Below are 15619 nucleotides of genomic sequence, written 5' to 3' on the forward strand. Positions count from 1 at the left end.
ATGACAGACAAACTCATGTTAAACAATAAATTTATGGTGCTACCAATAAAACCAAACTACGTGGTCGCTCGATAAAATGATCATGCCCATCAGGCATAATCTCAAGCAAATCAACACGTTTTGGTTCAATATGAATGACTCTACCTTGATTTAAACCAAGATAGTCCCCGACCTGAATCCGCTCAACTTGCCCAGTTGGCGTTTGAATCAATGCAAAGCTAACACCTGCCCGATTTCTAAATGTACCCTTCATATTTAAATTATCGAGAGAAAACTGTTCTAAATATTGTTTTTGGCGATTTGGATTTGGCGTGACTCGCTTACCCGCCAAGACTTTTAACTCTTGAGCAACTGAAGAAGGTAAAAATGGACTTCTTAATTGCTGAGCTGCATAACTATAACTTGGAGCCGTTTCAAAGACAGGTTCAGGCGGGATGCTTTGTGGAGCATCATGCTGAATTTCATCCATTTTTTTTGCAACATACTCAATTTTTGAAGTACATGCCAAAAGACTCGTTGTTATCAGTAACAGCAATGAGATCTGGATCATTTTCATTTGACTAGCTCCTTCGGCTCTTCACCTTCGACCTTATCAAACGCCCCGTCATAACTATATGTTTTTGCTTTTAAAAGATAATTTACTTTTGGAATATCTGACTTTTTATTTGGATCAGTTTGTGCGGTGATTTCAAAATCATGCAAAGTGACGATACGAGGCAAAACAGCCAAATTGGAAACAAACGTTCCAAATGCATGATAATCCCCCGATGCTTCAATTAAAATTGGTTGTTCAATAAAAAATTCACGCTTAACTTCACTATCCAATTGAATATTTTTAAATTTCAATCCAGATTTCACACCCGTTTGGCTAATATTTTCAACTAAGCTCGGTATTTCAGCTTGGGTAGGCAATTGTTGCAACTGTTTTTGAAACTTCAATTGCATATTTTGATATTGCTGTTCGTATAACTTTAAATTGCGAAGTTTCGAATCTTTTTCACGATATTCTTTTAATAAGGTACTTTCCTCGATTTCCGCCTTGGAAATATCATCTAACTGAAAACGAATTACCAATAAATAGCCCAAAACACAAATAATAAAATAGATAAAAATCCAACAAACAACTTTTACAGCAATCGGCCAACTACCGTAGCCATTCATATCCAAAGTATTAAATTGTTGATAAATCTTTTTTAAATCAACTTTTTTAGTCGCGCTATTTTTACTTTGTTGCTCGGTATTCTTTAAGTCTTTAAAACTCATTTCTTCACCTCCGCAACCGTTTTCGTTGTTTCAACTGAAGTATCTGCCGTTTCAGCCAGTGCCCCTAGATCAGCCGTCACGATAAAACTACCGTAATTTTCTTCCTCTCGTGGAACAAGTGAGCTTTCTGCTTTTACCTTATTTTCATCTGCTGCCAAATAAGATTTCATGAAAGCATTGCGATACCAAGAAGAAGCATTCAATCTACGCAATAACTCAGCCACCACTTCAGGTTTTTCAGCAAAACCTTCTAAAGTAAATGTATTGGCTGTTCGAACAAATTTCGTTAGATACATTTTCTCTGGTGTAATGCGAACTAACTCATCAACCAAATGAACAGTAACAGGTCGTTGCGAATCTAGATTATTGATCAATTTCATTCTATCAATCAATGTATTGCGCTTATTTTGCAAACCATCTAATGATTTTAACTGTTGATCCAAGCCTTGATTTCGACTGCTAATCAGCTTATTGGCTTGCTCCTGATCATTCAGTTTATAGCTCGCAATTAACCACGCCATAACAACGGTAAAAATCCCCAATACGGCAATGCCGATACATATCAAAATAAACTGTTTCTTTCTCTGTTCCCGTAGTTCATCGCGCCACGGGAGTAGATTAATTTTGGTCATTAATCAAATCCCCTTAAAGCTAAACCGCAAGCGACCAACAATGAAGGCGCATCATTTTCTATTTTTTTCAAATTAATTTGCGGGGAAAATCCCATTTGTAAAAATGGATTGGCTATCGTGACGCGATAACCTAGTTTTTGTTGTAATAGTTTGGATAGTCCAAAAATATTGGCATTACCACCTGCCAACAAAATATGATCTATTTCATTGTGCTGTGATGAAGAAAAGAAAAATTGTAATGATCTTGCTGCTTGTTGGACCGCAGCATCCAAAAATGGCATTAATACTTCTTCGTGATAATCATTAGGTAAGGAACGCATTTTTTTTGCCTTACCTGCCTCTTCATAGGTCAGACCATAACGATTTTGAATATCTTCCGTGAGTTGTTTGCCCCCAAACAATTGCTCACGTGTATAGATAATTTTACCGTTTTGCATTACCGATAAAGTCGTCATAGTATGCCCAATATCTAAGATCGCAACCAAACTGACCCCCAAAGGTAAAGTATCGGCAAATGCCCCCAAAGCGCGTTCCAAGGCATAACTTTCCACATCGACAACTTTGGATTTCAAACCTGCAAGTTCAAGGACTTCAACGCGATTGTCGACATTTTCTGTTCGAGTAGCGACCAGTAGTACATTGACTTTATTTGGATTTTTGAGTTGATCAGCCAAAACCTCAAAATCTAGACTGACTTCATCCAATGGATATGGAATATATTGCTCTGCATCCATTTTGATTTGAATTTCACGTTCTTCATCACTTAAATCGGCATCCATTTCGATGACTTTAGTCATCACCATAGAGGTCGGGATCGCAAGTGCAACATTAGATGAATTTGGATTTGCAGTATTTATAACCTTTTCTAAGGCTTCTGCAATAGACTCAAGATTTAAAATATTTTTTTCAACCACACTCCCCTCAGCTAAGGGACACAACCCATAACTTTCAACCCAATATCGCCCGTTTTTAAATGATAACTCGAGCAATTTAACAGAAGTAGAGCTAATATCTATGCCTATTAGCCCCTTATTTTGCTTACGATATAATTTAAGCACAATAAAGTTCCTATTATTTTTTTCCCCAAATAAGAACAAACTAATCTTGTACGGTCTTAATTTATTTTTTACGGATACAATAACTCATCTAACAATCCGTTCGCCAAGAAGCTATACTGACTCGTAATTAGTTTGCCATTAGCTCCTATTAAAACTTACTTGTTATGAAAAAGCTATCTTCTTCAGGCCGTATTCACCCAATTTTTTTGCTAATAATTATAGTATTAGTCGCAATTCCTATGGGTTTTTACGGAATGTATCTCTATATCGCTCCTTCTCTGCCGGAAATGAGCTCCCTAAAAAAAGCACCATTATTAAAACCATTACAAGTTTATTCGGCAGACAATCAACTTATCGCAGAATATGGCGGCAAACTTTCAGTACCAGTTGAGTACAAAGAAATTCCCAAAACTTTTGTGCATGCTTTCTTAGCAGCTGAAGATTCTTCATTTTTTGAGCACAGCGGAATTAGTTTTAAAGGTCTTGGACGTGCAGTCAGTGAAAGTGTTACTGGCTCAGGCGTGCAAACAGGTGGTTCAACCATCACCATGCAGGTTGCCAAAAACTATTATTTGACTCCTGAACGGACTTTAAAACGCAAACTAACTGAAGTGTTCTTGGCACGAAAAATCGAACAAAACTTATCAAAAGAAGAAATTTTTACCTTATATGTGAATAAAATTTTCTTGGGGAAAAATGCTTACGGTATCGCCGCCGCTGCAAAGATTTACTATAACAAAAACCTAAATCAACTTTCGGTCGCTCAAATGGCCATGATTGCAGGTTTACCTAAAGCACCGTCAAAATACAATCCTGTGGTCAATCCAGAACGTGCGCTTGAGCGTCGTAACTGGATTTTAGGACGTATGTTGCAATTGGGCTACATCTCACAAGCTCAATACAACCAAGCGGTCGCTGAGCCTTTAAATTTGAGTATGCCAGATCGTAGTCTCAGCAACCGATTTCCCTATGTAGGGGAAATGGTTCGTTCTGAACTGGTTGAAAAGTTTGGCGATCAAGCTGTGGACTCTGGCTATAAAGTTTACACCACCATCGACAGCAAACGTCAGGAATATGCTGAGCAATCGGTACAGGCTGGACTTGAGGACTATGATCGTCGTCACGGCTGGCGTGGTGCTGAAGCTCATGACAAACCTTTGACTGAGTTTATGGCTTATGGCAATACCTACCCTGCTGAAGTCATCAAAGTGGGTGCTAACACTTTTGAGGCAAAAATGCAGGATGGTTCTACTGTAACCGTTCCATGGTCAGGTATGTCTTGGGCTAGAAAATATATCAATGCCAATGCCGTGGGTGGTGCACCTAGTCGCGCCTCACAAATTGTATCGGTTAAAGATATCGTGCGTTTACGTCCAAACCAAGAAAAAACCTCTTGGTCTTTGGTACAGGTTCCTCGTGTACAAGGTCAATTGATTGCATTAAATCCAAATGATGGTGCGATTGAAGCTGTAGTGGGTGGCTACAACTTTTATCAATCTCGCTTTAACCGTGCATTGCAAGGTTGGCGTCAACCGGGTTCTACCATCAAACCATTTATCTATGCTTTGGCTTTAGAACGTGGAATGACCCCTTATACCATGGTCAATGACAGCCCAATCACAATTGGTCGCTGGACACCGAGAAACTCTGATGGTCGTTATTTGGGGATGATCCCATTACGCCGTGCATTGTATTTATCTCGAAATACAGTTTCGGTACGTTTATTACAAAGCGTCGGGATTGAGCGTGCACGCCAACTTTTGATGGATTTCGGTCTACAAGAAAATCAAATTCCTTCTAACTTCACTATTGCGCTCGGTACACCTCAGGTTCTACCTGTGCAAATGGCAACAGGCTATGCCACATTTGCCAATGGTGGTTACCGTGTCCAACCGCATTTTATTAGCCGTATCGAAGATGCTTATGGCAAAGTGATTTTTGAAGCAAATCCTGATTATGCTTGTATCCCGTGTATTAACCAAAAAGATGATCAAGAAAATCCAGAAGCTGAACTCACTCCAGATGATGAAGCATTCCGTGTATCTAGCAAAACTGTAGATGCCAATAAAAAAGAAGTTGCGATTGTCGATAGTAAATATCGCCAAGCTCAACGTATTTTAAAATCTCAATCCGCATTTGATATGGCCAATATTTTGCATGACGTAATCGTACATGGTACGGGTCGTGCGGCATTGAAAATCGGTCGTGATGATATTGGTGGTAAAACAGGGACAACCAATGATGCCAAAGATGCTTGGTTTGCAGGCTTCAATGGAAAATTAGTTGCAATTGCTTGGGTTGGTTTTGACCAACCAACAACTCTCGGTCGTCGTGAATTTGGTGGTGTTGCTGCATTACCGATTTGGACCAATTTTATGGGCAAATCGTTACAGGGAACTTCTTCGGCTTGGGTACGTTTCGACAAAAATGCCAAAGATCCAATTTCACGTGAACAACGTGGTCAACAGCAACAAGTTGAAAGCCGTCAAGATGACTATCGCTCATCACCTCCGATGGCTCGACCAATCTATCGACCTGCGCCTGTAGAAGCACGTAATCCTGGAAATGACTTTGATGATTTGCCTGATAATGACAATTCACCAGCACCAACGTCATCAAATTCGGCTACAACTTCTCCGCAGAAACGTGAACAACAACCTTCACGTGACTCGATAGAAAAATTAATTAACGAAGTGGAATAGTTTTTATAGAAATAGTTTTATTGAAACATTTTTTATAGAAATAATATTCACGCGAAAAAAAAACCGTCTTAGGACGGTTTTTTTAGTACTACATAGAAGTCAAAATCACTTAACTTTTCTTTTTAAATAAATAAATTTGAAATGCAGCTTTTAGTTTAAATTTCTCATTTTGTTCCAATGCAGCACGTTTCTCTGCTTTTGCTTTATAAGCATAAGGTGTCATCGCGATTAGATTTTTAAGCTGTTCTTGGTCAAGCTCAAAATCAGAGGTCACAATAGGAGCTTCAAGCAACTCAAAGTGTGCCGCAAGTTGCTCTACAAACTTGTGCGGATCATGTGCTTTCACTTCATCAAATAATGCTTCTCGCATCGCATACAAATGTTCAGGCGCTGGTGTAACCACCATGAGATGCCCTTCATCTTTCAATACACGTAAAATTTCTTGTTCTGGAATCGGGCTAAACAAGCTAGTACATAAATCAATTGAATGATCGAGCACAGGCAAAGTAGCACCTGTTCCCACAACCCAAGTGACTTCTTTATTGAGTTTTGCAGCCACTTGCACAGCATTTTTAGCGATATCTACACCTACGCACTGCATGACTTCTTGTTGCATAGCATCGGTATAATAGCCTTCACCACAGCCAATATCGAGTAGATTTTCAATACGCATTTCACGTATTTTTTCAACGACTGCTGAGCGTAGTGGCGCATAAAATCCAGCGCTTAAAAATGCACGACGAGCCTGTACCGAATCCACAGTATCACCCGGATTTTTGCTGTGTTTATGTTGAACTACATGTAAATTAACATATCCTTGTTTGGCTATATCATAACTATGATTTTGCTCACAACGCCAAGTCCGATCCGTTAGGCTTAATGCTTCACGACATACTGGACACATCAAAAGATTCATTATTTACTCCAAATTCAACTTGAACGCATAAAAAAAGCCGGCATATACCGACTTTTTTTGATGGGTTTTGCTTAACGTAATTTTAAAGTCATTAAGCCTAAAACTACTAGCATAATCGTAATAATCCAGAAACGAATCACGACTTGAGTTTCACGCCAGCCTTTTTTCTCGTAATGATGATGCAATGGTGCCATCAAGAATACACGCTTATTACGCATACGCAGTGAGCCGATTTGCAAGAATACAGAGATTGCTTCCACAACAAATACACCGCCCATGATCGCAAATACGATCTCTTGACGTACCATAACAGCGATAGTTCCGAGCATTGCACCAAGTGCAAGTGCGCCAACGTCCCCCATAAAGATTTGCGCTGGATGAGCGTTATACCAAAGGAATGCCAAGCCTGCACCAATCATTGCCGAACAGATAATGACGAGTTCAGAAGTGTATTTTACATATGGAATATGCAAATAACTCGCAAAACGAATATCACCTGCCAAGTATGCAAAGACACCTAGACCCGCTGCAACCAATACGATAGGCATGATTGCCAAGCCGTCTAAGCCATCCGTTAAGTTCACGGCATTTGAAGCACCATTAATCACCAAATAAGTGAAAATGATAAAGCCGATACCCAATGGAATTGCAGATAATGGAATACTCAAATGTTTAAAAAATGGAATCAACAGATCCAACATATTTGAGGTATACACAGGGTTCGGTTGGTGTACTGCAATCACATACAGTGCAATACCTGCGCCCAATGAACCGATAGAAGTCCAGAAAAATTTCTTTTTGGCTGGTAATCCTGCGTTGTCTTTATAACGGATTTTAATCCAGTCATCAGCCCAACCTACAGCACCAAAAATCACCATCACAGCCAGCACAATCCAAACATAAGGATTGGACAAATCTGCCCAGAGCAAGGTACTAATCCCGATTGAGAGCAGAATCAAAATCCCGCCCATGGTTGGCGTACCCATCTTTTTCGCATGGTTTTCAGGAGCATAAGAACTCACTGCCTGTCCATATTTTAAAGCTTGTAGCTTACGAATCATGACTGGACCAAGAACCAAACCTATCGTCAGTGAAGTCAAGACACTGAGTAAAGCACGTAAAGATAAGTATCGAACAACCTGAAACGTGCTGTTATAGCCCGCCAAATGTTCAAATAACCATAACAGCATTTAAAGTTTCTCCATCAAATCAGCCATCAACGTTTCCATATGGGTATAACGAGAACCCTTAAAGAGGAAACTCATAGACTGGGGTTGATGTTGTTGAACTAAATTGAGTAAATAAGATAACGCCTCTGCTTGTGTTGCAAAAGCTTTGAGTTTGTCTGACGATGCACCTTGTGCAGTTGAATCCGCAAATTCACCAACAGCGATCACATAATCTATCGTTAATTTTACCACATCACGTCCTAAATCGTGATGTTCCTGACGACTGCTCTCGCCTAGCTCACCGATGTCACCCATCAACATGACTTTAATGCCTTGTTGCTGTGTTAAAACTTCAGCAGCAGCGCGCATGGAAGCTGGATTGGCGTTATAGGTATCATCAATGAAAAGATATTGATCTTTCTTGATAAAATTCAAACGCCCTTTAGCACCAATCGCATGTTCCAAACCTTGTACGATCTCATCCAAATGCACGCCAATCGCCAGTGCAAATGCAGTCGCAGCTTCAGCATTATGCACATTATGCAAACCCGCAAATGGCAGATTCACATCACGAACACCTTCAGGAGTGTGGATTTTAAATTGGGCAGATTGTGGGTGTAATTGCACATCTGTTGCAAAAACATCACCACCTTCACCAAAACTTAAGACTTTTTCTGTCTCTACCGCTTGGCGAATCTCAGCAGTAAAATCATCATGAGCTGGCACAATCGAGGTGCCTTGTGCATCAATATGACGGTAAATTTCTGATTTGGCGCGGCAAATACCATCACGCCCACCAAACTCACCCAAATGTGCAGTCCCGATATTTAAAATCCCTGCGACATGAGGCTGAACCAGATTTGAAGTGTAGTCAATTTCACCTTTATGACTTGCTCCCAACTCCATCACAGCATATTGATGCTCAGGACGAAGTTCCAACAACATCATCGGCACACCCAAATCATTATTGAGATTACCGCGAGTGATTAAGGTCGGTGCTAAACCAGATAAAATACTGCCTAACATTTCTTTAGTGGTGGTTTTACCGCTACTACCTGTCAATGCCAATACTTTTAGATCTTGACATTGAGCACGGCGATAAGCCCCCAAATGACCCAGTGCCAAACGAGTGTCGGCAACGACTAACTGACAAAGATCTGCTTCTACAGGATGATCTACGATTGCAACCTGACAGCCAGCTTGAGCAACTTGCGCAATAAAATTGTGCGCATCAAAACGTTCGCCCTTGAGTGCCAAAAATGCATCGCCTTTTTCAGCATCACGTGAATCTGTCAAGATTCGTTTAATTTCACCATCGGGCACCCGATCTTGGTACCAATAGCCCTGTGTTGCTTCCATCAACTGTGTCGCTGTCCATGGCTCTAGTGCTACTGTACTGGTGGTAGAGGTATGCATCTTTTTTTCCTATTGAGCAGGATATGCGGAATTTGGTTTATGATGAAGTGTATCGATAGCCGATTGCACTTCAACAACATCATCAAACCAATGGCGTACGCCATCAATTTCTTGATAATTTTCATGTCCCTTGCCTGCGATAACAACGATATCGCCAGACTGGGCATTTTTTACAACATCTTTAATCGCTTCACGACGATCATGAATTTCTTTGACTTTATGATCTTCAAACTTTATGCCTTGTTTCATATCGGCAAAAATTTGTTCAGGGTTTTCAGTTCGTGGATTGTCTGTTGTTAAGACCACGATATCCGCATGATCAAGGGCAGCTTGTGTCATCAAAGGTCGTTTGCCTCGATCACGATCACCACCGCAACCAAATACTGCCCAAAGCTGATTGGAAGTATGACGCTTAAGCGTTTTTAATACTTGAATCAAAGCATCAGGCGTATGTGCATAGTCCACTACAAATAGACGCTCGCCGTCACGGATCACTTGCATTCGACCTGGCGCACCTTTGAGCTGTGGTACGAGGTTGATCAAAAGCTGTAATTCAAAACCAGCTTGTTCAGCAACGATCAAACTTGCTACAAGGTTTTCAATATTGAAATGTCCGAGCAATGGGCTTATCACTTCAAACTCACCTTTAGGTGTTTTAAGTCTAAATGTGGCACCTGAAATGCTATATTTGATAGCAAAGACTTGATAATCAGCAGCTTTTGAAGTCGAATAAGTCAAAATTCGAGGATGAGCAGGATTGCTACTCGCTGCATCCAACATCACTGTGGCATGTTCATCATCGACATTGATGACCGCAACTTTTAAAGTCGGAAATTTAAATAAACGAGATTTTGCTTCAGCATAGGCTTCAAGCGTTCCGTGATAGTCCAAATGATCACGACTCAAATTGCTATAGGCTGCAATTTCGATATCGACACCATTTAAACGACCTTGTTCTAAACCATGTGAACTGGCTTCAATTGAAGCAAATTCAGCACCTTGTTTAGCAAAATCATGCAATAAATTTTGTAAATGTACCGCATCCAATGTGGTATGCGATGAAGCTTGCAAATCAGGTAAAATTCCATTGCCTGTCGTCCCCATGACAGCACAACGTTTGCCTTGTAATGCCAACAATTCGGCAACCAAACGTGAAATAGTGGTTTTACCGTTAGTACCAGTCACAGCCAAAACACGAGCAGGCGTCACAGGATCTGCTTTTGCCAAATAAAGCTTTTGCCACTGCCCCATTTGATGACGAACATCTGTGCAAACCAATGCATTTTCCAGCCCCAAATCAGACTCAGAAATAATAGCAAGCGCACCTTTTTCAATGGCAGACAAAGCAAATTGCAGTGTTTTTTCAGGCTGAGTATAGCTATTTAGGGCAATAAAAATTTGCCCATTTTCAACATAACGACTATCTAAACAAAAACCATTAAATGGTTGATTTGCCCAAGGCAGGTCGTTTGCAATTGGGTCGATGTCTTGGAAATTTAACATTTTATTTTACCTATCGACTATTTTTGTGCAGTTAAAGGTTTATCTAAAGGCACATTCATCAAGCGTAAAGATTCTTGCATGATATGTGCAAATACAGGTGCAGCAACGACACCACCGTAGTAAGAGCCACGAGGATTTTCGACCACCACAATAATCGCAAGACGTGGATTACTGATCGGCGCAATCCCTGCAAATAAAGCACGATATTCAGTACTAGAATAACCACGATGGTCAGGACGCAACTTATGCGCTGTACCTGTTTTACCACCTACACGATATCCCGGAATCGTAGATAAAGTTGCAGTTCCCCCCGGCATCGTTACTTGTTCAAGCATCAATGCAACATCGTCAGCAATTTTTGGCGCGACCACTTGCTCACCTTTTGGTGGAGCATCCAATTTATACAAACTTAAGTCATGCTTGATCCCATGATTGGCGAGCATGGCATAACCTTGAGCCAATTGCAGCATGGTCGTGTTGATACCATAACCATACGCCATCGTACCAATCTGTGACACGTGCCAAAGTGAAGGCGGCAAGATCAATCCCGGACTTTCCCCAGGGAAGCGAACCGCTGAACGTTGACCAAAACCAATACGTTTTAAGAATGTTGGTAAAGTTGAATATGGCATTGAAAGTGCAATTTTAGCAGCACCTACGTTAGATGATTTAATGATTACACCCGTAACCGTCAATGCACCATAATTGTGTGTATCACGAATCAAGTGATTACCAATTACCATCGACCCCGGACTAGTGTTGATAATGGTATTTGGTGTGTATTTACCACTTTCAAGACCAGCAGCAACTGTAAATGGTTTCATGGTTGAGCCTGGCTCAAACATATCAATCGCGCCACGGTTACGCATGGCATCTTTATTTTTTAGACCATCTTTATCATTTGGATTATAAGAAGGCCAACTTGACATGGCTAAAATTTCACCCGTTTTTACATCAACAGCAATCGCTGATGCAGAACGGGCATTATTGGCAACACCTACTGCGGTCAATTCACGGTACATGATGTATTGCAAACGAGAGTCAATACTCAAGGTCACGTTTTGACCAGGTTGCATTTCTTTAATGACTTCAGGAACTTTGATACGGTTCCCGTGTTTATCACGAACAATTTTTTGCTCGCCATCAACGCCCGCAAGCTCTTTGTTCAGCTTCATTTCCAAGCCTTCAATCCCTGTACCATCGTTATTGGTCAAACCAATAATTTGAGCATTCGGTTGAGGCTGCGGATAGTAACGCTTATAACTGGTTTCAGTATAAACCCCAGCGAAATTGCGTTTGATAATTAAATCAGCTTGTGGTGGTGGTACTTCTTTTTTCAAAACCAAATAACGTGAACGAGGACGATCATTCATTTGTTTTTTAAATGCTGCTCGATCCAAGCCGACCATATCTGCAAGTTCATCTAGGCTTAGATTTTTATCTGTCAATTGACGTTTTAATTTTCGGCTATTTGGCTCTTCTTTAAGTTGATTTAAAACATCCTGATTTTCTTGTTTAGTTTCAAAATAATCACGAGGATCAATAATAATGGTCATGACTGGCGTACTAATCGCCAAAGGCACACCATGACGATCACTGATCACGCCACGCATGGCTTTAATTTTTTCAGTTCTTAAAATCTTGGCATTGGCTTTATTTTGCAAAAAGTCTTTATTGATCACTTGCACATAAAATGCCCGTGCAATCAATATCACAAAACATAAAAGGACCACGCCCCACATCAAATAAAAACGCCACATATCCAAAGCTAAAGAAGGTCTTTGGCTAATCGATTGTTGCTTTTTGCGCGGTTGCTTAATTCGCTTTTCTACCATGATACAGCGTGCCTTAATGTTTTTGTTCTGAAGTTTGAGGTAAAGAAATCACTACAGTCTGATTGGCTGGAGGTGAATACATGCGTAACTGAGTCACTGCACGAGTACCGATTTGTGCAGTCGCTCCAAAGGTTTGTTGCTCGATCAGCAAACGCCCCCATTCTGCATTGATATCATTTTTTTCACGCATGAATGAATTCAGCTGTCTAAAATCATTTCGATACTCAAAGACTTGAAATACCACCATCATTGCACTAATAAAAACCATAGCAATCAAAATCGCATAAGCAGCCACTCGCTTATGCCCGATTCTGTTTTTAGGAGACTCTTGGGCAACTTCTTCGGTATTGTCCTGCAATGTTTCTGTTTTCATTATGCGCCTTTATTCTCTAAGCGTTCAGCAACTCTAAGCCACGCACTACGTGAGCGAGGGTTAGCACGTACTTCTTCTTCACTGGCACGAATACGTGAGATTTTTTTAAGTCGACGTGTATCCACTGGCTTTGTTGGCATGCCCCAACCTGTATCTTCAGCCAAGGTCGATTCTTTTTGGATAAATTGTTTAATAATACGATCTTCTAAAGAATGGAAGCTGATCACCGCCAAACGCCCTTCAGGTTTCAATATTTCTACAGCTTGCGGCAAAAATACATCGATATCATCTAGTTCTTTGTTAATGGCAATACGAATCGCTTGGAAAGTTCGTGTTGCAGCATGCTTATTTTTTTCCCATTTAGGATGGGCAACTTTCACGATTTCAGCCAATTGAGCAGTTGTTTCGATATAACCTGCTTGCTTAATCGCTCTGGCAATACGGCGGCTATAACGCTCTTCACCATATTTAAAAATGACATTTGCCAAATCTTCTTCAGCGATATCCACCAACCATTCAGCCGCAGTTTGACCTTGCGAATTATCCATACGCATATCTAAAGGTCCATCGTGCATAAAACTAAATCCACGATCTGCCTGATCAAGTTGCGGAGATGACACGCCCAAATCTGCCATCACCCCATCGACTGTTTCTATCTCTAATTTATGCATTTCATCTAATAAATCAGCAAAACTTGCATGAATAATTTTAAATCGAGAATCTTCTTTCTCTAATTCATAAGCCACTGCTAATGCTTGAGGATCTTTATCAAAGGCGTAAACGCGAGCATTTTCGTCTAATTTCGACAAAAGTAAGCGTGTGTGTCCCCCACGCCCAAATGTCCCATCGACATAAACACCTGTATTGCGATCTGCCAATAACGCATCAACAGTTTCATTGAGTAATACCGAAATATGAGACATAAAAACAAGTTCAATTCATTCAAAAATGTAACTGCACATTATTACCTTGTTTTTAAAAAGCTCCAAACGACTTTTTGTAGGGAAATATTACTTTTCATAGAGAAAACCGTTTTTAACGCATTTAAAACAAAGAAAGATTGCACTTCGGCAAATTTGGAACTTATATTGCGATTGTCAGTCAAGAAAATTGAGCCTGTAAAGCATTCGTTCTGCAACCTCATCAACACATCAAAATCTTCAACTTAAGTCCAAATAACCATGCAAAAACCTGCTTTGATTTTCGGAATATTCAGCCTCATTATTATCGCTGTATTTTTTTACTGGCAAAATACCCCAAACAGTCAAGATCGACGTAAACATCAAGCCATTTTTTGCAATGTCATCCGTCAACCAAATACTGTTTTGCAGTCCGAGGCATTATTTGAATCTTTTGCATTTTATTTTAATAACAGCACGCCAACGTATGCCTACCATAAACCTAAATTTTATCAAAATTACGCACATAAATTGGTTGAACGTTATTTAAATGAATTTCCACAAAATCAATTGAAAGCGCAGCAAAGTTTTGATCAATGTATGCTGATCCTTGAAAAGGATTAAATACTGAATTTCTTAGAAGTTTTAAATTGATTATTTTGAGCAGAGTTTGAAGCGTATAATCTCACTCAAATAGTCAGCATCTATGAAAATTTTACCATCATAAAAAAGCCCTCTTCTTTTTAGAAAAGGGCTAGATAAGCACTTTGATTTAAAATGCCACATAAGTATTTTGCAGCATTCAAAATCATTCGCGATTAACGTTTTGAGTTATAGATCTGATCAAACACACCACCATTTACGAAGTGAGTTTGTTGCGCTTTTGCCCAACCGCCAAAAACTTCATCAATGGTAAATGTTTTAAGTGTTGGAAATTGTGCTTGGTATTTTGCCAAAACTTGTGCATTACGAGGACGATAGAAATGACGAGCAGCCATATCTTGACCTAGTGGTGAATATAAATAGTTGATATAGCCTTTCGCTAACCATTTATTGCCATCTTTTTCGACATTTTTATCAACGATTGCAACAGAAGGCTCAGTCAAAATCGACATAGACGGATAAACAATATCAAACTTATTACCTAAGCTTTTTTTGCTCATCAATGCTTCATTTTCCCAAGTCAAAAGCACATCGCCCATACCACGTTCAGCAAAAGTCGTCATAGAAGCACGCGCTGCTGAGTCCATTACTTTGACATTGCCATACATTTTGCCGACAAAATCACGTGCTTTGGCATCATTACCGCCTGGTTGTTTCAAGGCATAACCCCACGCTGACAAATAGATCCAGCGAGGTAAACCACCTGTTTTTGGGTTTGGCGTTACGATTTGTACGCCCGGTTTAACCAAATCACTCCAGTCTTTGATGTGTTTTGGGTTGCCTTTACGTACCATGAAAACGATGGTTGAAGTATAAGGTGCTGAGTTATGTGGAAATTGCTTTTGCCAATTTGGATTGATTTGACCAGATTTGACGATTTCATTGATATCGTTTGCCAAAGCCAAAGTCACAACATCTGCTTTTAAACCATCCACAACAGCACGGGCTTGTTTACCAGAACCGCCATGTGATTGTTTGAAATCAATCTTATTTCCTGTGCGTTTCAACCAATATGCGCCAAATGATTTGTTGAATTCATCGTAAAATTCACGTGTAGCATCATATGAAACATTGAGGAATTGGCGATCTGCCGCTTGCGCAGAATTTACAGTAAAAGCCAAACCAGTCGCGAGCAAAGTCGCGTTCAAAAACGTTTTGAACTTATTCATTTTCAATCAGTCAAAATATGT

Annotated in this window: 13 protein-coding genes and 1 pseudogene; 2 read left to right on the forward strand and 12 right to left on the reverse strand. The window is 40.1% G+C overall.

Annotation, left to right across the window (positions count from 1 at the left end; all coding sequences use genetic code 11):
* Positions 1-31: 31 nt before the first annotated feature.
* Genes F960_RS18875 through F960_RS18890 form a run of 4 tightly spaced genes read right to left on the reverse strand, consistent with a single transcriptional unit; the run spans position 32 to position 2953 of the window.
* A complete protein-coding gene (locus tag F960_RS18875) occupies positions 32-556 on the reverse strand; it encodes a pilus assembly protein PilP (protein WP_004869843.1) in 525 nt (174 codons plus the stop codon).
* The gene (locus F960_RS18880) at positions 553-1263 is read right to left on the reverse strand and encodes a type IV pilus inner membrane component PilO (protein WP_004869846.1); all 711 of its coding nucleotides are present in this window, start codon (positions 1261-1263) and stop codon (positions 553-555) included. The genes F960_RS18875 and F960_RS18880 overlap by 4 nt, the downstream gene beginning before the upstream one ends.
* On the reverse strand, positions 1260-1895 hold the full coding sequence (locus F960_RS18885) for a PilN domain-containing protein (protein ID WP_004869847.1): 636 nt from the start codon (positions 1893-1895) through the stop codon (positions 1260-1262). Before F960_RS18885 ends, F960_RS18880 begins: the two co-directional genes overlap by 4 nt.
* A complete protein-coding gene (locus tag F960_RS18890; protein WP_004869849.1) occupies positions 1895-2953 on the reverse strand; it encodes a pilus assembly protein PilM in 1059 nt (352 codons plus the stop codon). The genes F960_RS18885 and F960_RS18890 overlap by 1 nt, the downstream gene beginning before the upstream one ends.
* 164 nt (positions 2954-3117) lie before the next feature.
* Here F960_RS18890 and F960_RS18895 point away from each other — a divergent pair.
* Positions 3118-5542 (forward strand): annotated as a pseudogene (locus F960_RS18895) (penicillin-binding protein 1A); the annotation flags it as partial.
* Between the two features lie 222 nt (positions 5543-5764).
* On the opposite strand, the gene F960_RS18900 reads toward F960_RS18895, so the two are convergent.
* The 7 genes from F960_RS18900 to rsmH form a co-directional block, all read right to left on the reverse strand.
* Positions 5765-6571, reverse strand: coding sequence for a putative RNA methyltransferase (locus F960_RS18900; RefSeq protein WP_004869852.1), 807 nt, complete (start codon positions 6569-6571; stop codon positions 5765-5767).
* A gap of 71 nt (positions 6572-6642) precedes the next feature.
* Positions 6643-7761 carry a phospho-N-acetylmuramoyl-pentapeptide-transferase gene (gene mraY, locus F960_RS18905; RefSeq protein WP_004869853.1) on the reverse strand — a complete coding sequence of 373 codons (1119 nt, stop codon included), beginning with the start codon at positions 7759-7761 and terminating at the stop codon, positions 6643-6645.
* A complete protein-coding gene (locus F960_RS18910) occupies positions 7762-9156 on the reverse strand; it encodes a UDP-N-acetylmuramoyl-tripeptide--D-alanyl-D-alanine ligase (RefSeq protein ID WP_004869855.1) in 1395 nt (464 codons plus the stop codon).
* A gap of 9 nt (positions 9157-9165) precedes the next feature.
* The gene (locus F960_RS18915; protein ID WP_004869857.1) at positions 9166-10659 is read right to left on the reverse strand and encodes a UDP-N-acetylmuramoyl-L-alanyl-D-glutamate--2,6-diaminopimelate ligase; all 1494 of its coding nucleotides are present in this window, start codon (positions 10657-10659) and stop codon (positions 9166-9168) included.
* Between the two features lie 17 nt (positions 10660-10676).
* Positions 10677-12494 carry a penicillin-binding protein PBP3 gene (gene ftsI, locus F960_RS18920; protein WP_004869859.1) on the reverse strand — a complete coding sequence of 606 codons (1818 nt, stop codon included), beginning with the start codon at positions 12492-12494 and terminating at the stop codon, positions 10677-10679.
* 13 nt (positions 12495-12507) lie between these two features.
* Positions 12508-12867 (reverse strand): cell division protein FtsL, encoded by a 360-nt coding sequence (gene ftsL, locus F960_RS18925; protein WP_004869860.1) that lies wholly within the window; start codon positions 12865-12867, stop codon positions 12508-12510.
* Entirely contained in the window at positions 12867-13790 is a 924-nt protein-coding gene (rsmH, locus tag F960_RS18930) for a 16S rRNA (cytosine(1402)-N(4))-methyltransferase RsmH (protein ID WP_004869862.1), read from the reverse strand. Before rsmH ends, ftsL begins: the two co-directional genes overlap by 1 nt.
* A gap of 258 nt (positions 13791-14048) precedes the next feature.
* On the opposite strand from rsmH, the gene F960_RS18935 reads away from it, so the two are divergent.
* Positions 14049-14390 (forward strand): hypothetical protein, encoded by a 342-nt coding sequence (locus F960_RS18935; protein ID WP_004869864.1) that lies wholly within the window; start codon positions 14049-14051, stop codon positions 14388-14390.
* Positions 14391-14584: 194 nt separating this feature from the next.
* On the opposite strand, the gene F960_RS18940 is transcribed toward F960_RS18935, so the two are convergent.
* Positions 14585-15598: a sulfate ABC transporter substrate-binding protein gene (locus F960_RS18940; RefSeq protein WP_004869866.1), complete on the reverse strand. Its 1014-nt coding sequence runs from the start codon at positions 15596-15598 to the stop codon at positions 14585-14587.
* Between the last annotated feature and the right edge of the window lie 21 nt (positions 15599-15619).

Origin of the sequence: Acinetobacter gerneri DSM 14967 = CIP 107464 = MTCC 9824 (genome assembly GCF_000368565.1) — a bacterium.
Classification (GTDB): domain Bacteria; phylum Pseudomonadota; class Gammaproteobacteria; order Pseudomonadales; family Moraxellaceae; genus Acinetobacter; species Acinetobacter gerneri.